Annotated in this window: 21 protein-coding genes; 8 read left to right on the plus strand and 13 right to left on the minus strand. The window is 73.9% G+C overall.

From position 1 onward, the window contains the following. Positions 1-86: 86 nt before the first annotated feature. The 8 genes from AB0L45_RS32620 to AB0L45_RS32655 all read right to left on the minus strand — a co-directional run bounded on the left by AB0L45_RS32620 (position 87) and on the right by AB0L45_RS32655 (position 8113). On the minus strand, positions 87-614 hold the full coding sequence (locus AB0L45_RS32620) for a GNAT family N-acetyltransferase (RefSeq protein ID WP_365846435.1): 528 nt from the start codon (positions 612-614) through the stop codon (positions 87-89). Positions 615-657: 43 nt separating this feature from the next. After that, positions 658-1374: a TetR/AcrR family transcriptional regulator gene (locus AB0L45_RS32625; protein WP_365846437.1), complete on the minus strand. Its 717-nt coding sequence runs from the start codon at positions 1372-1374 to the stop codon at positions 658-660. Between the two features lie 116 nt (positions 1375-1490). Continuing rightward, the gene (locus AB0L45_RS32630; RefSeq protein WP_365846439.1) at positions 1491-2585 is read right to left on the minus strand and encodes a PDR/VanB family oxidoreductase; all 1095 of its coding nucleotides are present in this window, start codon (positions 2583-2585) and stop codon (positions 1491-1493) included. A 1-nt stretch (position 2586) separates the two neighbouring features. Further along, complete coding sequence (locus AB0L45_RS32635; protein WP_365846441.1) at positions 2587-3573, minus strand: metal-dependent hydrolase; 987 nt, start codon at positions 3571-3573, stop codon at positions 2587-2589. A 78-nt stretch (positions 3574-3651) separates the two neighbouring features. After that, positions 3652-5652 carry a hypothetical protein gene (locus AB0L45_RS32640; protein WP_365846443.1) on the minus strand — a complete coding sequence of 667 codons (2001 nt, stop codon included), beginning with the start codon at positions 5650-5652 and terminating at the stop codon, positions 3652-3654. Between the two features lie 136 nt (positions 5653-5788). Beyond that, positions 5789-6034, minus strand: a complete 246-nt coding sequence (locus tag AB0L45_RS32645; protein WP_365846445.1) for a DUF397 domain-containing protein — start codon at positions 6032-6034, stop codon at positions 5789-5791. Between the two features lie 124 nt (positions 6035-6158). Then, positions 6159-6806 (minus strand): response regulator transcription factor, encoded by a 648-nt coding sequence (locus AB0L45_RS32650; RefSeq protein ID WP_365846447.1) that lies wholly within the window; start codon positions 6804-6806, stop codon positions 6159-6161. Then, on the minus strand, positions 6770-8113 hold the full coding sequence (locus AB0L45_RS32655) for a sensor domain-containing protein (RefSeq protein ID WP_365846449.1): 1344 nt from the start codon (positions 8111-8113) through the stop codon (positions 6770-6772). The genes AB0L45_RS32650 and AB0L45_RS32655 overlap by 37 nt, the downstream gene beginning before the upstream one ends. Positions 8114-8373: 260 nt before the next feature. Between AB0L45_RS32655 and AB0L45_RS32660 the strand changes: the two genes are divergently transcribed. Together AB0L45_RS32660 and AB0L45_RS32665 are read left to right on the plus strand one after the other, a co-directional pair. Then, positions 8374-9183 (plus strand): GNAT family N-acyltransferase, encoded by an 810-nt coding sequence (locus AB0L45_RS32660; RefSeq protein WP_365846451.1) that lies wholly within the window; start codon positions 8374-8376, stop codon positions 9181-9183. Continuing rightward, a complete protein-coding gene (locus tag AB0L45_RS32665) occupies positions 9180-10100 on the plus strand; it encodes a lysophospholipid acyltransferase family protein (RefSeq protein ID WP_365846453.1) in 921 nt (306 codons plus the stop codon). The genes AB0L45_RS32660 and AB0L45_RS32665 overlap by 4 nt, the downstream gene beginning before the upstream one ends. On the opposite strand, the gene AB0L45_RS32670 is transcribed toward AB0L45_RS32665, so the two are convergent. The 4 genes from AB0L45_RS32670 to AB0L45_RS32685 all read right to left on the minus strand — a co-directional run bounded on the left by AB0L45_RS32670 (position 10076) and on the right by AB0L45_RS32685 (position 12961). Beyond that, a complete protein-coding gene (locus AB0L45_RS32670; protein WP_365846455.1) occupies positions 10076-10681 on the minus strand; it encodes a winged helix-turn-helix domain-containing protein in 606 nt (201 codons plus the stop codon). The genes AB0L45_RS32665 and AB0L45_RS32670 overlap by 25 nt on opposite strands. 243 nt (positions 10682-10924) lie before the next feature. Then, positions 10925-11635 carry a rhomboid family intramembrane serine protease gene (locus AB0L45_RS32675; protein ID WP_365846457.1) on the minus strand — a complete coding sequence of 237 codons (711 nt, stop codon included), beginning with the start codon at positions 11633-11635 and terminating at the stop codon, positions 10925-10927. Between the two features lie 57 nt (positions 11636-11692). Continuing rightward, a complete protein-coding gene (locus AB0L45_RS32680) occupies positions 11693-11956 on the minus strand; it encodes a carboxypeptidase-like regulatory domain-containing protein (RefSeq protein ID WP_365846459.1) in 264 nt (87 codons plus the stop codon). Positions 11957-12031: 75 nt separating this feature from the next. Beyond that, complete coding sequence (locus AB0L45_RS32685) at positions 12032-12961, minus strand: endopeptidase (RefSeq protein ID WP_365846461.1); 930 nt, start codon at positions 12959-12961, stop codon at positions 12032-12034. Between the two features lie 300 nt (positions 12962-13261). Between AB0L45_RS32685 and AB0L45_RS32690 the strand changes: the two genes are divergently transcribed. From AB0L45_RS32690 to AB0L45_RS32715, 6 genes are all read left to right on the plus strand, one after another. Then, the gene (locus AB0L45_RS32690; protein ID WP_365846463.1) at positions 13262-14170 is read left to right on the plus strand and encodes a Gfo/Idh/MocA family oxidoreductase; all 909 of its coding nucleotides are present in this window, start codon (positions 13262-13264) and stop codon (positions 14168-14170) included. Between the two features lie 201 nt (positions 14171-14371). Next, a complete protein-coding gene (locus tag AB0L45_RS32695) occupies positions 14372-15916 on the plus strand; it encodes an AMP-binding protein (protein ID WP_365846465.1) in 1545 nt (514 codons plus the stop codon). Positions 15917-16159: 243 nt separating this feature from the next. Further along, complete coding sequence (locus tag AB0L45_RS32700; protein WP_365846467.1) at positions 16160-16888, plus strand: response regulator transcription factor; 729 nt, start codon at positions 16160-16162, stop codon at positions 16886-16888. Positions 16889-16941: 53 nt separating this feature from the next. Then, positions 16942-18573: a HAMP domain-containing sensor histidine kinase gene (locus AB0L45_RS32705; protein WP_365846479.1), complete on the plus strand. Its 1632-nt coding sequence runs from the start codon at positions 16942-16944 to the stop codon at positions 18571-18573. After that, positions 18570-19256, plus strand: a complete 687-nt coding sequence (locus AB0L45_RS32710) for a hypothetical protein (protein ID WP_365846469.1) — start codon at positions 18570-18572, stop codon at positions 19254-19256. Before AB0L45_RS32705 ends, AB0L45_RS32710 begins: the two co-directional genes overlap by 4 nt. A 264-nt stretch (positions 19257-19520) precedes the next feature. Next, the gene (locus AB0L45_RS32715; protein ID WP_365846482.1) at positions 19521-19769 is read left to right on the plus strand and encodes a hypothetical protein; all 249 of its coding nucleotides are present in this window, start codon (positions 19521-19523) and stop codon (positions 19767-19769) included. 237 nt (positions 19770-20006) lie between these two features. Here the strand turns inward: AB0L45_RS32715 and AB0L45_RS32720 are convergent, their stop codons facing one another. Continuing rightward, complete coding sequence (locus AB0L45_RS32720; protein ID WP_365846471.1) at positions 20007-22259, minus strand: germacradienol/geosmin synthase; 2253 nt, start codon at positions 22257-22259, stop codon at positions 20007-20009. Between the last annotated feature and the right edge of the window lie 170 nt (positions 22260-22429).

A 22429-nucleotide genomic window follows, 5' to 3' on the forward strand; every position in this document is an offset into this window, starting at 1 on the left:
ACAACCCGTGCCGGTTGCGCGGCGCGTCTCCGCGCGCCGGTGCTCTGCGCCGGGTGTGCGCCCCCGCGCCCGTGGTGCGCCCCCGGTTACGCCCCCGGTCCGAGCACCCGCTTCTCCAGCAGCGTGACGGTGTACCGGCTCCCGTCCGAGCCCTCCTTCGCCCGCTGTGCGCCGACGACCCGGTAGCCCGCACTCTCGTAGTACGGCTGAAGCCGCGGATTGCTCGACTTGCAGTCGAGCCGGCTCAGTGGACGGCCCGCCTCGGCGATCCGCCGCTCGGCCCGGGCCAGCATCGCGCGGCCGGTACCCGCCGGGGCCCGGTCGCGGTCCACCATCAGACGGTGCAGGTACCCCGCCACGGGCGGCTGCGGCCCCCAGGCGGGCAGGTCCTCCCACCACAGCTCCCAGGCGCCCGCGATCTCCCCGCCCACCTCGGCGAACCAGACCTCGTCCTGCTTGATCCGCAGCCGGAAGTGCTCGGCGTCCCGCTCGCCGGGCGTCCACTGGCTGATGCCGCGGCCCTGCATCCAGCGGGCGGCGCCGTCGTACAGCGCGACGAGGGCGGCCACATCGGCTTCGGTGTCCGCAGCGAGGCGGAAGCTGATCATGTCCATGCGCGGATTGTGCCGCAGCGGTACCGGAACGGGCTCGTCCGTCTCACCCCGGCTGCGGCGCCAGCGCCAGCAGCCGGGTGAGCAGGTCACCGAACGGCCCGTCGGACGGCTCGTCGGCCAGCACACGGCCCAGGACGCCGGCCATCTCCGCGTCGTACGCGGCGCTCACCGCCGCCAGCGCCGCGAAGTCGTGCACCAGCTGGCGTTCCAGTTCGCCGCGCGGGACGGCGCGGCTGTCGAGCCAGATCAGCGCGGTGGTCTCGGCGAGCGAGATCCAGGAGCGGACCACCAGCTCCATGCGCGGCATCGGATCCCGCACGCCGAGGTGGGAGAGGATCTGCTCGTACGCGGCCTGGCGCACGCCGTCGATCATCGCGCTCGTACGGCCCGATCCGACCCCCGCCATGGCGCCGACGGACGGGCCGCCGCGCATCAGCGCCGAGAAGCCGGGACCGTGTTCCTCGACGAAGTCGAAGAACCGTTCCATCACGCGGAGCAGACGGGCACCGAGCGGACCCTCGTGCGGCTCGACGAAACGGGCGGCCAGCTCGTCGGCCGCCCGGCGCAGCGCCGCCTCGTACAGGCTCTGCTTGCCCGGGAAGTAGTGGTAGACCAGCGGCCGGGAGATGCCGGCCGCCTCGGCGATCTCGTCGATCGAGACCTCCTCCGGAGCCCGGTGGCTGAACAGGCCGAGCGCCACCGCGATCAGCTGCTCACGTCGTTCCTCGACACCCATCCTGCGGCGCGCCCCGTTGGTCATGCGCACACCCTAACGAGCCGGGGCGCGCCGCGGAATCGAGCGGCCGGGAGGCGGACAGCGGGCCCTCGACGGCGAGGCCGGACACCGCACCGGCGCCCGCCCCTCCCTCAGATCCCTCAGAGATCGAGCACCAGACGCTCCCCCCGGGCCCGCGAGACGCAGATCAGCATCGAGTCGTCCCGCTCGGCGTCCGTGAGCAGCTCGTCGCGGTGGTCCACCTCACCGTCGAGCACCCGCTGCCGGCAGGTGCCGCAGAAGCCCTGCTCGCAGGAGTACGGGAGATCCGGCAGCGCCTGTTCGCGGAGGGCGCGCAGGGCGCTGCCGTCCGCCGGGACGGTGACCGTACGGCCCGTACGCCGCAGCTCCACCGCGAACTCGGCGTCCTCGCCCGGGGACCGCGCCGCGGCGGGCGCGAACCGCTCCGTGTGCAGGGTCAGCCCGCGCGCCCCCTGCGGCAGCAGCCCCGCCACGGCGTCCATCAGCGGGTCCGGGCCGCAGCAGTAGACCGCGGCGTGCGGCGGAGCGCCGGCGAGCGCGCCCGCCAGGTCGGGCAGCCCGTCCTCGTCCTCGGCGACCACCGTCACCCGGTCCGACGCGGCCCCCGCCAGCTTCTCGATCTCCTCCAGGAACGGCATCGACGCGCGCGACCGCCCGCCGTACACCAGCCGCCAGGGCACGCCCTCGGACTCGGCCTGCCGCAGCATCGGCAGGATCGGTGTGATGCCGATGCCGCCCGCGATGAACAGGTAGGCGTGGCACTCCTCCAGCCGGAAGCGGTTGCGCGGCCCGCGCACCTCCACCACCGTTCCCTCGTGCAGCTGCTCGTGCACCTCGCGCGAGCCGCCCCGGCCGTCCGCGATCAGCCGCGTGGCAATCGTGTACGAGCCGGTGTCGGCCGGGCTGCCGCACAGCGAGTACGGGCGTACGGCCCCCGAGGGCAGCACCACGTCGAGGTGGGCCCCCGGCTCCCAGGCCGGCAGGCCGTCGCCCTCCAGACGCAGCCGTACGACACCCTCGGCCTCCTCGGCGCGCTCCACGACCAGGAGCCGCAGGGGACCGGAGCGGCCCCGGCCCCGGCCGGAGACGGGCTGTTCGAGCGCGGGCAGCGGCCACAGCGGGGACCGGCCGACGCACCGGCGCAGAGCCCGCTGGACGACCAGCGCGGCACCGGCGGCGGCCAGGACCGTACGTATCCGGGGGAGGGACGGCATCTCAGGCGGCTCCTGTCGGGCGGGTCGTCGGTGTGCCGGGCCGCGCGGCCGTGGGCTGCGGACGGGCCTCGGCGGCGGTCGCGGCGGGGGAGCCGGCCAGGTAGGCGGCGGCCTGCTCGGTGCTGCCGTACCGCGACGGGTGGTAGGACGGGCTCAGGTACTGCGGGACGGACCGGGCCATGTCGGCGACGGTCGGCAGGACGCCCTGGCGCCCGCCGCGCGCGAACTCCCGGAAGCTGGCCCGGCCGTCCGTGAGCGACGGATCGTTGGCCATGAAGAAGCGGGTGCCACGCTGCCAGAGGAAGACGAGCGCGGCGAAGGCGGTGGCCCAGGTCCGCACCCGCCGCCGGTACCCGCCGTCCAGGTGCAGGAACAGGTCGAAGGCGACCGAGCGGTGCTCGACCTCCTCGGCACCGTGCCAGCGCAGCAGGTCCAGCATCGTCGGATCGGCACCCCTGGCGTCCAGCGCCGCCGCGTTGAGCACCCAGTCCCCGAGGAACGCCGTGTAGTGCTCGATCGCGGCGATGATCGCCACGCGCTCCATCAGCCACCACTGGCGCGCCCGCCCCGGCGGCAGTGGGGGCACCGCCCACCCCTTGAGCAGTGGGGGACGGTCCCCGAGCAGCTTCTCGAAGAGCCAGTCGACCTGCGCGGTGTACGGGGTGGGGTCCAGGCCGAGCCGCTTGAGGTGCGGCAGTACGCCGTCGTGCGCCTGGGAGTGCATCGCCTCCTGGCCGATGAACCCGAGCACGTCCGCCCGCAGCCGCGCGTCCCGGATCTGCGGCAGCACCTGCTGGTAGACGTGCACGAACCAGCGTTCGCCGGCGGGCAGCAGCAGGTGCAGCACGTTGATGGTGTGGGTGCTGTCCGGGTCGCCGGGGATCCAGTGCAGGGGCGTGTCCGCCCAGTCGAAGGCGACGTTGCGGGCCTTCAGCGGGGTGTGCTCGGACGCGGCCGGCCGGGGCCGCGACGAGGCCGTATTAGACATGGCGTCAATGTACTGGCGGGTACGGGATCGGCAACAGGCTTGGGGCCGGGATTTTCCGCGGCCCCTCCCGTCCCGGTGCTACCGCAGCCCCGTCACCCGCCCACCGCTCCGCAGCCGCCCCGACAGCTCCGCCCGGGCGCCCGCCGTGGCCGGTACGGCCAGCTGGGAGCCGGCCGCGCGGCCCGTGAGCCCGCCGCCCGCACTGATCTCCGTGAGCTGCGCGCTGCCCGCGGCCACCAGCCACCACTGCCCGCCGGACGTCTTCCACAGCACCCCGGCCAGCGCCCACGGCTCGCGCGGACCGCACCCGGGGCCGCCCGTGGAACGGGCCACCACCGCGCCCGGCGCGTACGGCCGGCCGCCCGCGGGCGGCGTCTGGACCTGCGCGAAGGCACGGCTGCCGGCGCCCCGCCAGGTCTCGGCGCGCGTGCACACCCACGCCGCGGTCCCGCCCCCGGCGGGCAGCTGCTGCCGCGCGAACTCCCAGGAGTTGACCGTGCGGACGCCCTGGCCGCGCAGCCCGCCCAGGTGGCACGCCGTACGCGCCCAGACCGTACGGGCCTGCGGTCCGTCCGGCTCGCCGGGGCGGTCCGGAGCGCCCGACGTCAGCCGGGCCGGGAGCAGTTCGCCGAGGTCGGTGAAGAGGCGGCCGTCCAGCCGCAGGGCCTGCCAGGACGTGCAGGAGGTGGCCTGCGCCGGGGACGGTACGGGGCCGGTGGTGCCGTCCTCGCCGAGAGGGAGAGGCTGGGCCGCGCCGGTGGGCTTGCGCAGGTCGGTCAGCGCGGCGTGCTCGGTCCACGGGGCGGTGAGGTAGCGGACGTTGCTGTCCGCGCGGCTGAGCACCAGGGCCGTGGCGGAGGTGTCGTCCGCGCCGTCCGTGCGGGCGAAGTCCAGTGCCGCGCCGCCCTGCCCGTCGGGGCCGTCCGCCGGTTCCGCGTAGCGCACCACGCGCAGCCCGTCGTACAGGAGCACCACCGCGGCCCGGTCCGCCACGCCCGCGTAGAGCAGCTGGGGCGGACCGGCCGCGGGGCCCTTCGCGGTGCCCGGGGTCGCCGAGACCTGTACGTCCGGGCCGGGCCTGGCCCATACGGCCAGCGCGCGCCGCAGCAGCGCCCGGTCGTCCGTACGGTCTCCACGGGCGGGCCACGCCGACAGACCCCGCCGCGTCGCGTTGCGCCACGCACCGGCGGCGGCCCGCGTCACCTTGGCGGGGTCCAGGGCGGCCTGCGCTGCCGCGTTCTCGGCGTACGGGGGAGCCGCGGCGCCATCGGGGCCCCGACCGCCGCCCGGCAGGCTCAGCAGCGCACCGCACACCAGCACCGCCGCCCCCGCCGCCAGCGCCGTGCGCGCGTACCGGCGGCGCCGCAGCAGGTCGGTGGGCCGGACCTGGAGGGAGCAGGGGTCGAACTCGGGGGACTCCAGCAGCGCCCGGTCCCGGCCGCCCGCCGCCGGTGCCGTACCGGCCGCGGCGGCGAGCGCGCCCGGCACGTCCTCGGCCCCGGCCGCCTCCAGGACCGCCCGTACGTCCGCGTCGCCCAGCCCCTCCAGCGCGCGCAGCACGTACGCCGCGCGGGCCGGGGCGGACAGCGCCGACAGCGCCCGGGCCAGCGTGAGTTCGTCCACGTCCCCGGAGCGGGGGAACAGCCGCAGGCCCCAGACCTGCGGCAGCAGCGGCGGCAGCGGGGGCACGGGCACCTCGCGGCGCAGCAACGGCACTCGTACCCGCGGCTGTTCGGCCGCCAGGGCCGCGCGCAGCACCCGCAGGCGTACCAGCGCGTAACCGGGACCGGCGGGGTCGGAGGCCGGGTGGCCGGAGCGGCGCTGGGGCGGCAGGGCGACCGGCCGCGCGGGAGTGTCCTTGCGCGGCAGGGCGCGCTGGACGACCGAATGCGCCGTCAGGACGCGCCGGTTGCGCCCCAGCGAGGGCGGCAGGACCAGATAGGCGAGGCGCGTCAGCCGCGGATAGTGCTCGACGAGGGCCGCCTCGGCCTGCTCGACGCCGACGAAGGCGGCCGGGACGTCACCGGCGCCGGGGCGGCGGCTGTCCGGACGGGGTGCTGTTGCCTGCTGCTGCTCCACCTTCGGTGAAACGAGTGAATCCTGGGATGGTCACCTGACCCCGCGCCCCCGGAAGGGCGGCGGCCCGTGTCCCGCGGGCCGCGGTACGGCACCGGAACCGTGCGCCGCCGCCGTACCGCCGCCCGCGCCGCGCCCGCTACTCCGGGCGGTGCGTGACGTCCAGGTCGAACTCGCCGTCCCGCGCGCCCAGGACGAACGCCCGCCACTCCGCCTCGGTGTACCGCAGCACCACGTCCGGCTCCTTGGAGTTGCGCATGGCCACCGCGCCCTGCTCCAGGAAGGCGATCTCCACCGCCTCCTCGGACTCGCCCGGGGCGCGCTGCCAGGTGGCGTCGGAGATGTCGAGGGCGTAGAGCCACTCCTTGTCTGCTGCGGCACTCATCCGGTGAACTCCTCGCTCGCGTTCCGTACGGGTCTGCGTACGGATCGTCAGCGTACGCGGTGGCCGGATGAGCTTCCAGCGGTCCCACCAGGTGTGCTACGAGAGCCTGGTGGGCCGGGCGGGGTCAGCCGCGGTCCAGGTAGGCCAGTACCGCCAGGACCCGGCGGTTGTCGTCGTCGGACACCGGCAGGTGCAGCTTCCCGAAGATGTTCGAGGTGTGCTTGGCGACCGCGCGCTCGGTGACGACCAGCTTGGCCGCGATGGCCGTGTTGGAACGCCCCTCGGCCATCAGCTCCAGCACCTCCGTCTCGCGCGGCGTCAGCCGGGCCAGCGGCCGGTCCCGCGAGCGCCGGGACAGCAGCTGGGAGATCACCTGCGGGTCCATGGCCGTACCGCCGGCCGCCACCCGCCGTACCGCGTCGATGAACTGCTCGGCGTCGAAGACCCGGTCCTTGAGCAGGTACCCCACGCCGCCGGTGCCGTCGGCCAGCAGCTCACGCGCGTACAGCTGCTCCACGTGCTGGGACAGGACCAGCACCGGCAGGCCGGGCCGGGCACGGCGGGCGGCCAGCGCGCACTGCAGGCCCTCGTCGGTGAAGGAGGGCGGCAGCCGTACGTCGACGACCGCGACGTCCGGCTCCTGCTCGGCCAGCGCCCGCGCCAGGTCGGGCCCGTTGTCCACGGCGGCGGCGATCTCGAAGCCGAACGCCTCCAGCATCCGTATCAGACCGTCTCTCAGGAGGAAGAGGTCTTCGGCGAGCACAACGCGCACGGGATCTCCAGCGTGACCAGGGTGGGGCCGCCCGCCGGGCTGCTGACGGCCAATATGCCGTCGAATGTACCGAGTCGCCGTTCGAGCCCGCGCAGGCCGGAGAGCGTACCGGCCTGCGCGGGCAGCCCCGCACCGCGCGCCGGTGCCCCCGTGCCGCCCGCGGGCACCCCCGTGCCGCCCGCGGGCGGCAGGACCACGCCGCCACGCCCGTCGTCCCCGACGGTGACCCGCAGCCGCCCGCCGGCGTACTCCAGGTCCACCCACGCCCGCGTGGCGTCCGCGTGCTTCGCGGTGTTGGTGAGCAGCTCACTCACCGAGAAGTACGCGGCCGACTCCACCGGCGCCTCCAGACGGCCCGCCAGCCGCCCCGTCACCTCCACCGGCAGCGGCATCCGCAGGGCCAGCGCCCGTACCGCGTCGTCCAGGCCGCGTTCGGCCAGCACCGGCGGGTGGATGCCGCGCACCAGGTCGCGCAGTTCGGACAAGGCCTCTGCCGAGGACGTACGGGCGCGGGCGACCAGCTCCTTGGCCTGGGCCGGATCCCGTTCGATCAGCGCCTCGATCGTGCCCAGGTCCATGCCCATCGCCACCAGCCGGGCCTGCGCGCCGTCGTGCAGGTCCCGCTCGATGCGGCGCAGCTCGGCCGCCGAGGCGTCCACCGCGTCGTGCCGGGTCTCGGTGAGCCGTGCCACCCGGGCGGCCAGTTCGGCCTTGGGCGGCGTGAGGAACACCGCGGCGAGCCGGAAGTGCAGCGACAGCAGCCTCGGGTTGAAGCGGGAGGCGGCGAGCGCCGCCGCGCCCAGCACCGGCATCAGGGCCACCTGCAGCGGGTCCGTGGTGGACAGGAACCCGTACATCTGGTCGCTGAGGTCCGCGCCGTTCCAGATCAGCACCGGGAAGACGAAGCCCTCGACGCCGAACAGGATCACCACGGCCGGCAGCAGTGCGCTGAAGAACCCGGCCGTCATGTCCACCGGCAGCCAGAGCAGCTCCCGCCAGGTGGCCGGGGCGCGCAGCACGTGCTGGCACCGCTGCACCACGCCGGGCAGGCCGGGCTGCCGGTCCGGCAGCGGGCGGTACGCGGCGGGCACCCGCAGGTCCGCCCAGTCCCGCGCCCATGCCCGCCGCTGGTCGGCGTACCACCGGGTCAGCCGCACGACGAGCGGGAGGGTCAGCCAGCCGACACCGACCGGGAGCAGGGCGAGCGAGACGAGAGTGAGGGAGATGAGCAGGACCGAGCCCGCCAGTGAGACCACGGCGAGGCCGAGCCCCCGTGCCGTGGCGACCAGTGTTCGGCGGACCCTCATCCGTACGCTCCCTGTACTTCACGCGCCCGGACGTCGGGCACGGGAACAGTCTGCCGGGTGGAGAAGACCAGGTCACTGGGTATCACCCCCCTAAGGGGGTGTAGCTGGCACCACCGCGCGGGCAGCCGTGGCCCGGCGGGTGGCGCACGCTGCCGGACCCGGCGGTCCGGCCCCGCTCCTCTTCTCCCACCGCACCCCCTCCCGTTCCCGCGACCCCTGCCGGCCTCACCACGTCTCGAATTCCCCGGACGGAGAGCCCCATGAGCGTCCCCGCGACCGTGCCCGCCGCTACCCCGCCAGCCGCGTACGAGACCTCGATCGCCGCCACCCCCGGCCTGATACGCGCCGCCCAGCGCCTGCGCCACCAGGTCTTCGGCGAGGAGCTGGGCGCCACCCTGCGCTCCCCGCTGGCCGGCCACGACGTCGACCCCGTCGACGACCTCGCGGACCACCTGATCGTCACCGAGACCGCGACCGGCGACGTGGTCGGCACCTACCGGCTGGTGCCGCCCGGCCGCGGCGACCGCCTCTACTCCGACGGCGAGTTCGACCTGTCGGCACTGGCCGCGCTGCGCCCCTCGCTCATCGAGGCCGGACGGTCCTGCGTCCACCCCGGCCACCGCGGCGGCGCCGTCATCAACCTGATGTGGGCCGCGCTCGCCCGCTACACCCTGCTCTCCGGCCACCGCTACCTGGCGGGCTGCGCCTCCGTGCCGCTGGGGGACGGGGGCGTGGCCGCGGCCGCCGCCTGGGAGCTGGGCCGCACCCGGTACGCCGCGCCGCCCGGACTGCGTGTCACCCCGCACCGGCCGTGGCGCCCCGAAGGGCCGGGGCCGGACGCCCGGCCGCACGTGTCGCTGCTGCCGCCGCTGCTCCGCGGCTACCTGCGGATCGGCGCGTGGGTGTGCGGGCCGCCCGCGCACGACCCGGAGTTCGATGTGGCCGACTTCTTCGTGGTGCTCGACATGGAGCGGCTCGGCGACCGGTACCGCCGGTTCTTCCTGGGGGAGCGGCCGGACGGACGGGACGCCGCGGAGCGGCAGGGCACGCCGTCCGGGAGCCGGGCGTGAGTACCTCCTGGGACGTACGGTCCGAGTGCACCACGCGGTGCGCCGCCCACGCCGTGCCACGCGTCCCGTTCACGGAGGCGGCCCGCCGCTGCGCCGCCTTCGCGCACGCCGCGGGCCGGGCGCTGCGGGACGGCGAGCGGACGGCCGAACCGGCGCGGCTGCGGGCGCACGCGCGCGCGGTGCTCGGCGCGATCGGCGTACGGCTCGTCGTGGCGTCGGCGGCGGACGCGACGGGGTTCACGGTCCCGGCCGGGCGCCCGCCCGGTTCCGCGGTCCATGATCCGGCCGCGCCCCGCCCCGGCACCCTCGTCGTCGCCAACCACATCTCCTGGCTGGACGTCCCCGCCCTGCTCGCCGTCGAGCCGGTCACCCTGCTCGCCAAGCGCGAGATCGGCGACTGGCCGCTGGTCGGCACCCTCGCCCGCCGCGCCGGAACCCGCTTCATCGACCGCGCCAGCCCGCGTCAACTCCCCGCCACGGTCGCCTCCTTGGCGGAGCTGCTGCGCTCCGGGCGGTCGGTGGCCGCGTTCCCGCAGGCCACCACCTGGTGCTCGGTGGCGTACGGCGCCTTCCGGCGGGCCACTTTCCAGGCGGCGCTGGACGCGGGCGCCCCCGTACGGCCGGTGACGCTCGCGTACGAGCAGCACGGGCTGCCCAGCACGGTCGCGGGCTTCCTGGGCGACGAGGAATTCCTGTCCTCCGTACGGCGGGTGGTCGGCGCGCGCGGCCTGACGGTCCGCGTCACCGTGCACCCGCCGCTGCTGCCGCGGCCGGGCACCGGCGACCGGCGCGCGCTGGCGGAACTGGCCCGCGCGGCCGTCACCGGCACCGTCAGGGAACCGGCCCGGCGGCATGGAGAGCGCGTACCTCCTGACCGGGCCGGCCGGGCCGGTCAGACGCTCGGTACGTACTTGTAGCCGACGCGCCGTACGGTCACGATCGAGGACCGCAGATCCGCGCCCAACTTGCGGCGCAGCCGGGCGACATGCACATCGACGGTACGGCCGTCGCCGACGTGCCCGTACCCCCACACCGTGGTCACCAGCTGGTCGCGGGTGTGCACCCGGTGCGGGTGCGCCACGAGGTGGGCGAGCAGTTCGAACTCCAGGTACGTCAGGTCCAGTGCCCGGCCGTGGACGTGCACGGTCCGCTGCTCGGGGTCGATGCGGACGGTCGCGTCACCGGTCGTGGCCGGGGCGGCGGCGTCCGGCTCCCCGGGTGCCAGGTGCGGCGCGGCGGCGGCCGGCACCTGCTCCGCCGGGACGAGCACGAGGTAGCCGACCATCGCCGGCTGCCCCGGAAGCGCGGGCAGGCTGTGCTGCGGCGCGGGCAGCCAGGTCGCGCCGGAGGTCAGCAGCTCGGCGACCGGCGGCAGCTCGTCGGGCGCCACGGCGCGCAGGCGCTGTCGCTGCCGGCCGGGCACGGCGGGGACGGGGGAGGGGGCGGCACCGGCCGTCGCGGTGGCGGAAGGGGCAGGCAGGGTACGGACGTTCGTCATGATCGTCAGCTCTTTCGCGCAGAGGGGCGTCGGTGGACGTCGTGCGCGCGGGCAGGGCTGGAGACGCTCGGGAGGCGTCGGAGAGGCGTGTGCGGGCCCGCGCTCAGTGCGCGCGGCAACACAGACGGTCGAAGTGATGTCCCTGCCGGGACGGCCAGAAGGGCTCAAGGTCGCTGCGACCTGTCGCGGTGTCGGTGAGGCTGGCCATGCCCCCATTCAACCAGACGGCCGTTGATCTGTCCTTCACGCGGCCTGCTGACCGGCGCGGAACGGACGGCGCGGCCGGACCGGCGTACGGCGGCTGAGGGAGGCGGGCGTACGGCGGCGCGTCCGCGGCGCGGCGTCCGTGGCCGTACGGCGGCGGGCCTTGAACGCGGCGCCCGCGCCCATGCCCAGCAGCAGCGCCGCCAGGTGGCCCGCGTCCGTGAAGTCCCGCCCCCGGCGCAGGACCGGGGCCACGCCCAGCGCCAGCATCCCCGCCGTCGCCGCGGCCCGTGCGCCGCGGTGCGGTACGGAGACGGCGAGCGCGCCCACCGTGGCGTAGAAGCCGTAACTCGCGCCCACGTCCACGGCCCGTTCGGTGTCGGGCGTGACCGCCTTGTGGGACAGTGCGCGGGCCGCCCGCAGCCCGCCGTACACCAGCACGCTGGCGCCGATGTGCCCGGCGGCGAACATCGCGGCGGCCCGCCGGGTGCCCCACGCCGCCTCGGCCGTACCGAGCGCTGCGAGCAGCGCCAGCCCGTACGGGACGGGCAGCGGGCTCTCGACGAACACCGCGCTGGTCGCCAGCGTCCGCCAGCGGCCCGCCCGCAGGTTGTCGACGTTGGTGGAGTGCGTGCGCAGCAGCTCGGCGCGCTCCTGCGCGGGCAGCCGCGCGGTGGCGTACGCGCCGAGCTGGACGGCGCCGACGTACAGCGGAGTGAGCCAGGGTGCGTAGGCGGAGGGCGCTCTCATGCCCTCCATCATCCCTGGCCGCGGCCCGCGCCTGCCGGGCCGGTGCCGGAGGCGGGGTCAGCCGAGGCGGATCTCGACCGGGTCGGCCGACCCGCCCCGTACCGTGACCGCGGCCCCGGCGGCCTGCGACGTGCCGCCCCGCTCCGAGCGGCACTCGACGGTGTAGCCGCCGTCGGCGCCGGCGGAGAGGGTGAAGCGCCCCTCGCCGTCGGTGAGCGCGGCCACGTCCGGGAAGGAGCCGGGGCCCGCGGCGAGATACACCCGGGCGTCCGGGACGGGCCGGCCGTCCGCGTCCACCACGACTCCGGAGATCGCCGCCATGCCGGGACCTTTCGTCTCCTGCTCGTTTCCTGCGGATTCCGTGCTGTCTGCGGCTGCCCTGCTACCGCTGTCCGGTCACGCCTTCCACGCCACGTAGTTGTTGTACACCGGCGTGGTGATCCGCGTGCCGGAGTTGGTGACCGCGCCGCCGTACGCGTGGATCGCGATGCCGTACCGGCCGCCGTTGTAGAAGTGGTAGACGGAGCTGCCGCTCTGGCCGCCCGCCGTGTCGATGTCGTAGTACACCTTGCGCGGCCCGACGGAGGCGACGCCGCGCGCGTCGTACCACTGCGTACCGGCCGGCTTGTCGCCCGGGTACCCGGAGATGTTGCCGACGGTCTTGAGCAGGTCGGCGTCGGACCACACGCCGAAGCCGAACCAGCCGGTGGTGTTGCCCAGGTTGTTGGGCAGGATGATCGCGCCGTAATCGTAGTTCTCGTCGCCGTTGTTGGCCCAGCCGTTGACCGTACGGAAGCTGGTGCTGGTGACGACGCCGTACGGCAGGGTGTTGCCGTTGCGGCCCGGCATCACGTTGATGCTCTTGACCCAGCCGTCGCGCCCGGCGACGCCGCTGTTCTTGATGTAGACGACGTGCCCGGCGGTGGCCAGGGTGTGCGGGCCGATGAACCAGCCCGTACCGATCCAGCGGGAGTTGTCCGCCGCGGTGATCAGCAGCGAGCAGTGCACCCGCCACGGGTACACGGACGTGTCGGTGATCTGCACCCGGTCGTCCGGGCCGTGCACGGTCTCGGCGGCGACCGGCGGCGGGCCGAAGGACGCCTCGCCGATGTCCGGCAGCGCCGCGGTCGGCGGCTGCCAGAGCTGCTCGGGGGTGCCCTCGGGGCGGTTGTAACCCCGTACGTTCTCCAGGCCGTCGGCGGTCGCCCGGGCCGCGTCGCCCTGCGGCCCCTCGGACGGTGCCTGGACGGCCAACTCCTCAGCGGTGAAGACGACGTGCTGTTCCTCCGGCTCGTTCGAGACAGCGGTGTGGAACTCGATCGGCATTGCGGGTCACCGGGCCTCTCGGGTCTCGCGGTGCACTGTGGGAGTCCTCCTCGAAGGAGTTCTCTTCTTGTACTGCGGTCCCCGGAGCCGGACAACGAAAGATTCGGCGAATTCTCACGGATAGCCCTGTGCTACGTCATCTGTCCCGAAGTGCCCCGGCAACAGCACGAGACCCCCCGCGAAATCCGGACGCCCCGGCCCCGGGAGAACTTCCGCACGCAGAACGGACCCGGCCGGACCTTGCGAGCCGGTACGGAACGCGGCACGACGCGCGCGCGGGCGCGGGGCACACTGGCGGTCATGACGACGACTCTGCGCATCGGACTCCTCGGCACCGGCCCCTGGGCACAGCGCGTCCACGCCCCCGCCCTCGCCGCCCACCCCGGCGTCTCCCTCACGGGCGTCTGGGGGCGGCGCCCGGAGGCCGCCGCGGCGCTGGCCGCGAGCCACGGCACCCGCCCGTACGCGTCCCCCGAGGAGCTGTTCGCCGACACCGACGCCCTCGCCGTCGCGCTCCCGCCGTCCGTCCAGGCGGACCTCGCCGTACGGGCCGCCGAAGCCGGCCGCCACCTCCTCCTGGACAAGCCCGTCGCCACCACCGTCACCGAAGCGCGCGCGGTGGCCGACGCCGCCGACCGGGCGGGCGTGGCCTCCGTCGTGTTCTTCACCGCGCGCTTCGGAGCCGCCGAGGGGGAGTGGGTCGACAAGGCGGCCGCGGCCGGCGGCTGGTTCACCGCGCACGCCGACTGGCTCGGCTCGGTCTTCGCCGCCGACAGCGACAGCCCGTACGCGGCCTCTCCCTGGCGCCGTGAGAAGGGCGCCCTGTGGGACGTCGGCCCGCACGCGCTGTCCCTCCTGCTGCCCGTCCTCGGGGACGCCGAGCACGTCACGGCCGCCCGCGGACCCGGCGACACCGTGCTGCTCACGCTGCGCCACGCGGGTGGCGCGGCGAGTTCGGCGACCGTCAGCCTGACCGCGCCGCGCGCCGCCTCCGGGGTGTCCGTCACGCTGTACGGCACCTCGGGCACCACCTCGCTGCCGCGCCGCCAGGACGGGCCGGAAGTGGCGTACGCGCGGGCGGTGGACGCGCTGCTCACCGCCGTACACGGCGGCGAGCGGCACCCCTGCGACGCACGGTTCGGACTGCGGGTGACGGAGGTGCTGGCGGCGGCGGAGGCGTCGTTCGGGGGCATGGCGGAGACGGGGTGACGCCCAATCAATTGCCGCGCCGGGCCGAACTCTCCGCCTTATGCCTCACCGGGTATCGCTACATGCCGGAATTGGTCTTGGAAGGTATGGAAGTTCCCGCCTAACGTCGTGACCGCGCCCTTCGCGCTCCCCATCCGTACGCACTCCGCGCCGCATTCCGCGCCGCGCCCCGGTGCGCCGTACGACAAGGAGGCGCAGCTCATGACAGCGTTCACGAGTTACGTCGAAAACATCCTGCAGGAATTGGCGGACCACCCGGAACGCCGGGTACTGACCACGTCCGAGGGGCGGGACATCACCGCCGCCGCATTCCACGACACCGTGCACCGCACGGCGGCGGAACTCGCCGACCGCGGCATCGGGCGCGGCCACACCGTCGCGATGCTGTCCGGCAACCGGCCGGAAGCCCTGTCCGCCCGGTACGCCGTCAACCTGCTCGGCGCCAGGATCGTCCTGCTGTACGAGGGACAGGCCCCGGAAACCCAGGCGCGCGTCGTGGAGAGCGCCGAGACCGCCCTGCTCCTCGTCGGCCCGGAGTCGGCCGGACCCGCCGCCGGACTGCTCTCCCACCTCGACGGCGCCGCGCCGGACGTCCTGCTGCTCGCCCCCGGCGCCGACGGCGTCCTGGACGCCGAGGACCTGTCCGCCGCGGCCGCCGCCCGCCCCTCGGGCCGTACGGTCGAGAGCGCGGCCCGCCCCGAGGACGACTGGTGCATCCGCTACACGGGCGGCACGACCGGCGTCCCCAAGGGCATCCGGATGGCCCACCTCCCGTACGCCAAAGCCGTGGACTACTCCTTCGCCTCCGCGGGCGACCCGGCCCGCCTGCTCGCCTGCACCTCGCTCGCCCACCTGGCCGGACAGCTGGCCGACATGACGCTGGCCGGCGGCGGCAGCGTCGTCCTCCAGGACGGGTTCGACCCCGGCGCGGTGCTGGCCGCCGTCGCCCGCGAACGCATCACCCACATGTGGCTGCTGCCGCCCCTCCTCTACCAACTGCTCGACCACCCCGACCTGCCCACCACCGACCTCAGCAGCCTCACCCGCATCACCTACGGCGGCTGCCCGGCCTCCCCCTCCCGGCTCCGGCAGGGCCTCGACGTCCTCGGCCCGGTCCTCTACGGCTGGTACGGGCAGTCCGAGGCCCTGCTGCTCACCGAGACGAGTCCCGAGGAACACGACCGGACCGGGCAGGGCGGCCAGATCACCGTCGGCCGGCCCGTACCCGGCGTGGACATCGAGATCCGCGACGAGGACGGCCACCGCCTCCCGCCCGACACCAGCGGCGAGGTGTACGTCCGCTCCGAAGGCATGATGACCGGCTACTGGAAGAAGCCCGAACTGACCGCGCAGGTCATCCGGGACGGCTGGGTACGCACCGGCGACGTCGGCTACCTGGACGAGGCCGGCTACCTCTACCTGATGGACCGGGTCAAGGACATGATCATTGTGGTCGGCGGGCACGTCTACCCGGGCGAACTGGAGGACCTGCTGCACACCCACCCGGACATCGCGCACTGCGCGGTCTTCGGCGTGAGCACCGCCGACGCGGTGGAAGAGGTGCACTGCGCCGTCGTCCCCGCACCGGGACGCACGATCGACCCCGGCGCGATCACCGACTTCGTGGTGGCGCACAAGGGCAAGATGTACGCGCCGAGCGGCGTGCACCAGGTGGACGCCATCCCGCTCACCTCCGTCGGCAAGCCGGACAAGAAGCGGCTGAGGGGGGAGCTGGTGGAGGGGTAGGGGGCGGGGGCCGGGCCGGGCCGGGGCGGCCGTCGGGCGGTGGTCTTCGGAGGCCTGTGGCGGCTTCAGGTGGCGTACGGAGGCTCTGGACGGCGTGCCGCGCCGTTCTCGCGGGACCGTCATCAATTCCTCACACCATGCGAGACACGACGTCACGAACGGCGCGCACCATGGTCAGCCCCCGTCCCCGCCGTACGCTTTCGACGAGCGTCCGCCCGGCCCCCCTTCGGAGACCACCGCCCCATGACCCGTGTGCTGCTCATCGAGGACGATCCCGCCGTACGCAAGGGCGTCCATCTCGCGCTGCGCCGCCGCGGACACGAGGTCGAGACGGCCGCCAGCGGCGAGACCGGACTGCTCGCGCTGGAACGTTTCCGGCCGGAGCTGGTGCTGCTCGACCTGATGCTGCCCGGCATGAGCGGACTGGAGGTGTGCCGCCGCATCCGCGAGACGCAGCAGATCCCGATCATCATCCTGTCCGCGCGCGGCGACGACATCGACATGGTGGTGGGGCTGGAGGCCGGCGCCGACGATTACGTGGTCAAACCCGCCGGCGGCGAGGTGCTCCAGGCGCGGATGCGGGCGGTACTGCGGAGGGTGGTGGGGGAGGGGCGCGGTGACGGAGCGCGGCAGGCGGAACCCGTGGCTGCCGCTCCATCGCCCCGCTCCTCCTCCACGGCGTACGGCGCGCTGACCATCGACCGTGCTGCCCTCCTGGTCGCCAAGAACGGCCACGAACTCGTCCTCGCCCCCTCCGAACTCAAGCTGCTCCTCTTCCTCTCCGACTCCCCCGGACAGGTCTTCAGCCGCCAGCAGCTCCTCGAACAGGTCTGGGAACACAGCTTCTACGGGGACGTACGGCTGGTGGACGCGTGCGTGATGCGGCTGCGCTCCAAGATCGAGGACGATTCGCGCGCGCCTGTGTACGTCCAGACGGTACGGGGGTTCGGCTACCGGTTCGGGCCGCTGTGAGCACCCCGTCGCCCCGCCGGCCGGCGGCCGCGCCGACACGGGGCCGCGAGTGGCTGACCGCCGCGTACACCAGGCTGCGCGGGCTGCGCACCCGCCTCGTCGTCGGCTTCCTCGTCGTCTCCGCGCTCAGTGCGCTGATCACCGCCGCGCTCACCTTCCGGCAGGCCCGTACGGCCATACTGGCCCGCACCCAGAACACCGCCGTGCACGACCTGCGCGCCCAGATGCAGTCCCTCGGCCCCGACCTGCCCTTCCCGCCGCAACGCGCGGACCTGCAGAACCTCGTCGTCCAGCTCGACCGGGCCGGCGGCTCCCGCAACTGGCACACCTACGCGCAGTACGGGGACGGGCCGGTGGCGCCGGGGCCGTGGGGGGCGGGGGGCGCGGATGGCGGTGGTGCGGGGGGTGCGGGCGGCCGTGCGCCGGGGCGCGCGCCCGGGAGCGCGGTCAGCGACGGCCTGCGTGCCGCCGTACGGGAGCACCACGCGCCCATCTTCCAGCGCGTCGACCGGGGCGGGGTGCCGTGGCTGGCGATCGGCGTGCCGGTGGACTTCACCGACGAGACCCCCAGGGCACCGCACGGGGAAGCCTCCGCCGCCGGAACGCCGTCAGCCGCCCCCGGCCCGGGCGCCCGCAACGGCAAGCCCTCCGGCCTCGTCGTCTACGCGGAGTTCGCCCTGGACGACGAGCAGGCCGACATCTCCGCCCTGGTCACCGCCGCCCAGGCAGGCGCCCTGCCCGCGCTCGCGCTGGCCGTCGTCCCCGCGCTGTTCGCCGCGCGCCGCGTCCTGCTGCCCGTACGCCGCCTGCGCGAGGCCGCCGAACGCATCACCTCCGGCGAACTGGACACCCGCTCCCCGGTGACCGGCCGCGACGAACTCGCCGACCTCACCGTCACCTTCAACGAAATGGCCCGCGCCCTGGAGAAGGACGACGCCGAACTGCGCCGCATGGAGGCCAACGCCCGGCGGTTCGCCGCCGACGTCTCCCACGAACTGCGCACCCCACTGGCCGCCATGGCCGCCGTCACCGAGGTCCTCGACGAGGACGCGGCCCGGCTGGACCCGGACACCGCCGACGCCGTACGGCTGATCAGCGACGAGACCACCAAACTCACCCGCATGGTGGAGGACCTGATCGAGGTCTCGCGGTTCGACGCGGGCGCCGCCGACCTGCTCCTCGACGAGATCGACGTCGCCGTCGCCCTGCGCAAGACGCTCCAGCTGCGCGGCTGGCAGGACCAGGTCGAGACCCGCCTCCCCGAGGGCCTGCGGTCCCGCCTCGACCCGCGCCGTATCGACGTGGTCGTGGCCAACCTGGTCGGCAACGCACTGCGGCACGGCGGCTCCCCCGTACGGCTGACGGCGTACGCGACGACGGGACGGCTCCGTATCGACGTGGCCGACCACGGCCCCGGCATCGACCCGGAAGCCCTCCCGCACGTCTTCGACCGCTTCTACAAGGCCGACGCCGCCCGTGCCCGCTCCAGCGGCAGCGGACTGGGCCTGGCCATCGCGACGGAGAACGTCCGGCTGCACGGGGGCACCCTGCGCGTGGCCAACGCTCCGGGCGGGGGAGCGGTCTTCACGGTGGACCTGCCGCTGGACCCCCCACCGGAACCCGCACCTGCCCCGGCCCCCGCGCCCGCTCCCGCTCCCGCTCCCGCCCCCGAGGACCGCCCATGAGGAGCCCGACCCGACCGGCGCCGGCCACGCCCCCGTACCTTCCCCACCTTCCTCGCCTCGGCACCGCCTTCTTCACCACAACCCTCCTGACCACAGCCCTTCTCACCGTGGCCCTCCTCCTCACCGGCTGCGGCATCGCCCCCACCGGTTACGTGCAGGCAGGCGCCCCCGCCCAAGGCATCCGGCAGCCGGGCACCGACACCTACACCGCCCGGATCTTCTTCCTCTCCCCCCTCGGCGTACACGCCGCCGCCCGGCCGGCCGACGGCCCGGTCGGCCCCCAGGAAGCGCTGGACCTGCTGGTGAAGGGCCCTACCGCCGCTGAACAGGCGCGTGGGCTGGTCAGTGTGGTGCCGCCGATGCCCGGCCGGCTCACCGCCGTCGCCTCGACCGGCGCGGTCAGCGTCCACCTCCCCCTTCCGGTGGCCCGGATGGAGGCGGCGGCGGTCCACCAGATCGCGTGCACCGCCGCGCACGCCGCCATCCCCGGCGGCCGCCCCGCCACTGAGGTGGACGTCCGGATGTATGAGCCGGCGAGCGGGGAGCGGCCCTGGACGGTGCGCTGTTCCAGCAACGGGATCGCTCTGCCGACCGCCGGCCCGGACACCGGGCAGAGCCCGGCCCCGAAGGCCTCCCAGGCCCCCGCCCCCACCCCCTCCCCGCCCCTCCCAAGCACTCCCTGACCAGGCGGCTTTGTCAGTGGTCGGCACTAAAATTGGCAGCAGAAAGGAAGCAGTCCAGGCAGTCCAGGACTGCTTGTCCGCTGTCCCAGGAGGTTGCCGATGGCCGTAGCCACACCGTCCACGAACACCGCGATCCCGAAGCAGACCACGACGACCGACACGGCCGCGACGACCGCCAAGTCCACGACGGCCACCAAGGCCACGACGGCCGCCAAGTCCACCCGGACCGCGCAGTCCGCGTACCGGAAGACCGCCGCGCGCCGGGTGGTCCGCCACACGCCGATGGTCAAGAAGCCGCTGCCCGCCGGTCTCCCGCGCGAGTGGTACGAGGACCACAACCGCCGTCTGAAGGCCATGCGCCTGGCGATAGCCCTGCTCGACGGCGGTGTCTACACCCCGGAGCGGGCCCGCAACCGCACCATCCGCACCACCGCGGCCCGGATCGGAGTGCACCCGCCCTCCAACACGACCTGCCGCCTCGTCCGCTCCCTGATCACCGAGAACGCCCGCTGACCGCGCAGGCGACGCGCCGCCGCCTGCGCGCGAACACGAGCGACGACTCCCACCGACCCTGACCGCGGCCCAGCAGCTGCCGCACTCCTGACCTGAACCGGCCCCTCCCGGCCTGACGGGAGGGGCCATCAGTCATGTCCGAGGGCCGACCACTCATGCTCGCGGGGCGACCACTCATGCCCGCCGGGCGACCCTTCATGCCCGCGGGACGACCACTCATGCTGGCGGGGCGACCCTTCACGCCCGCGGGGCGACCACCCGGGCCGCCGCCGTCCCCACCCCACTGGGCCGGCCGACGAACCTGCGTCCCGGCGCCGGCCCGGTAACCGCTCCCCGCCCCTTGTGCCGGACCAGATCCTCTTCCCGGTACCGCCGGCACCCCTGATGCCAGGTGAGAATCCCCGCCATCCAGTTCTCCAGCTCCTTCACATACCCGTCCAGCAGCGACCGGACCTCCTCCGGCAGGCCGAAATCGTCGTACAGTACCGGCAGTTCATGCGCCGCCACATGCTGGAACTCCCGCATACGCGACGTCATGAGGTCATGGACGATCGCGAGTGCCGTCGGATAGTCGCAGTCGAAGAAGTTCTGCACGACCAGAACCCCGTTGTGCACCTCGCCCTCGTACTCGATCTCCTTCTGGTACGAGAACACGTCGTTCAGCAGCGTCGCGTAATCGGCGGCCGCGTTCTCCAGGGAACGCAGCGGGCCGCTCCGGTAGACCTCCTCCGGAACCCGCCGCCCGTGCCCGATACGGCTCAGACTCATCGTCAGGTCGGAGCCGAACGTCGCCCGCCGCATCTCGATGTAGTCCACCGGGTCGGGAATGCGGTGCAGTGCCTGGTTCTCCAGCTCCCAGATCCACCCGGCCGTCATCATCTCGACGGATTCCCGGAACACGTGGCGCGCCGCGGCATCCATCGGCTCCGTCGTACGGCGCCACAGATCCGCCAGCCCGCGCTCCATCGCATCACCCGGCTCGGGCATCGCCTCCCCGTCCGCCACGGGCATGAACGCGGAAAGCCGTGCGTTGCACGCTTTCGCCCCGGCGATGTCCCGCACCGTCCCGAACACCGCCGGGTAGTAATCGTCCCCGTACGTGCCCCAGGTCAGCCACTGCGACCCCAGGTCCAGTTCCGCCGGCGTCGCCTCGGGATGCAGCCCGGCGGCGCACAACGGAAAGTCGTAGTCCGCCACCTTCTCGTCACTCCAGACGTCCGACAGCGGCACCCCCTCCTGCGCCCGCAGCATCCCCATCCGCCGCGCCCACTCCACCGCGTTCACCCGCGCCCCGTCCAGATGCGGACTCAGCGTCGTCGTGAACGGCATGGAGAAGTCCGGCAACTGCGACGGCCCCACCCTCTGGAACGGCACGTGTGAGAAATTCCGCACCCGCTTGGCCCCGGTGACCGCCACCGCCCGCCGCACATCCACCCCGGAAGTACCCAGCCCCCCGAACGCGAACGGCAACCAGCCCCGCGCCGAACCCGCCGCCTCCCCACCCCCGTTCATGTACCGGCTCGACCGCATGTGCCACGCGTGCCCGCCCGACTGCCAGTCCTGCAACCCCTTGGCATGAGCCAGCACATCCGCACACTCCCGCGGACTCAGGCCCTGCTCCGCGAACAGCACCGGCAGCTCCGTCACCACCGTGTGCTCGAACTGCTGCATCCGCGAGGTGATCAGGTCATTGACCGCATCCGCCGCCTCCTGAGTCGTGCATCCGAGGAAGTGCTCCAGCACCAGCACCCCATTACTGAGTTCCCCTTCCTCCTCGGTCTCCCGCTGGTACGAGAACAGGTCGTTCCGCAGATGCACCGCATCCGAGAACGCGTCCTTCAACACCCGCAACGGACGCGCCCCGGCAACCGAAGCCGGCACCTCCGCCCCCACCGCGAACTCCACCAGCCCGGCCGACCAGGGCGCACCTCCCACCTTCCGCCGCATCTCGACATACTCCACGGGATTCGGCAGCCGCCCCGCGCTGATGTTCGACAACTCCCACAGCGACTCGTTGAGCAAATGCTCCGTACTCTCCCGGAAACGCGCCCGCCACCCCTCCGACATCGAAGGCACCGTCCGCGCCCACAGATCCGCCAGCCCCGCCTCCACCGGATTGACCGGCTCCGGCACCGGCGCCCCCAACTCCATCGGCATGAACAACGGCAGCCGGTCCAGATACGCCTTCCCACCCACCCGGTCCTGCGTCCGCTTGAACGCCTCCAGAAAGTGATCGTCGAAAAAGAACACCCACACATACCAGTCCGTCACCAGCGACAGCACATCCGCCGAGCAGTCCGGATGCGTATACGCGCACAGCAACGCGTAATCATGAGCATCCAGATCCCCCTCCCCCCAAATCCCCGACCCCTCAAGCATCCCCATCCCACGGGCCCACTCCTTCGAATGCCCACGCGCCTTCTCCAAATGCGCATTCAACCGCGCCGGATACGGCAGGTAGAACCCCGGCAATTCAAACGGCTGCCCCACCGAAACCCACCCTCTCCTAGTCCCTCACACCTGCCCACCGAAGCCCCTCCCCGCCCCAGCGGCCACAGCACTACCCAGCCCACCCGCCACTTATCCACCGACTTGACACAACCAACGTCACCGATGGCCATACACAGAGCGGCGGGGCCGGCGCCCCGGCGGGGGGGCGG

This window comes from Streptomyces sp. NPDC052496 (genome assembly GCF_040679095.1).
Lineage (GTDB): Bacteria > Actinomycetota > Actinomycetes > Streptomycetales > Streptomycetaceae > Streptomyces.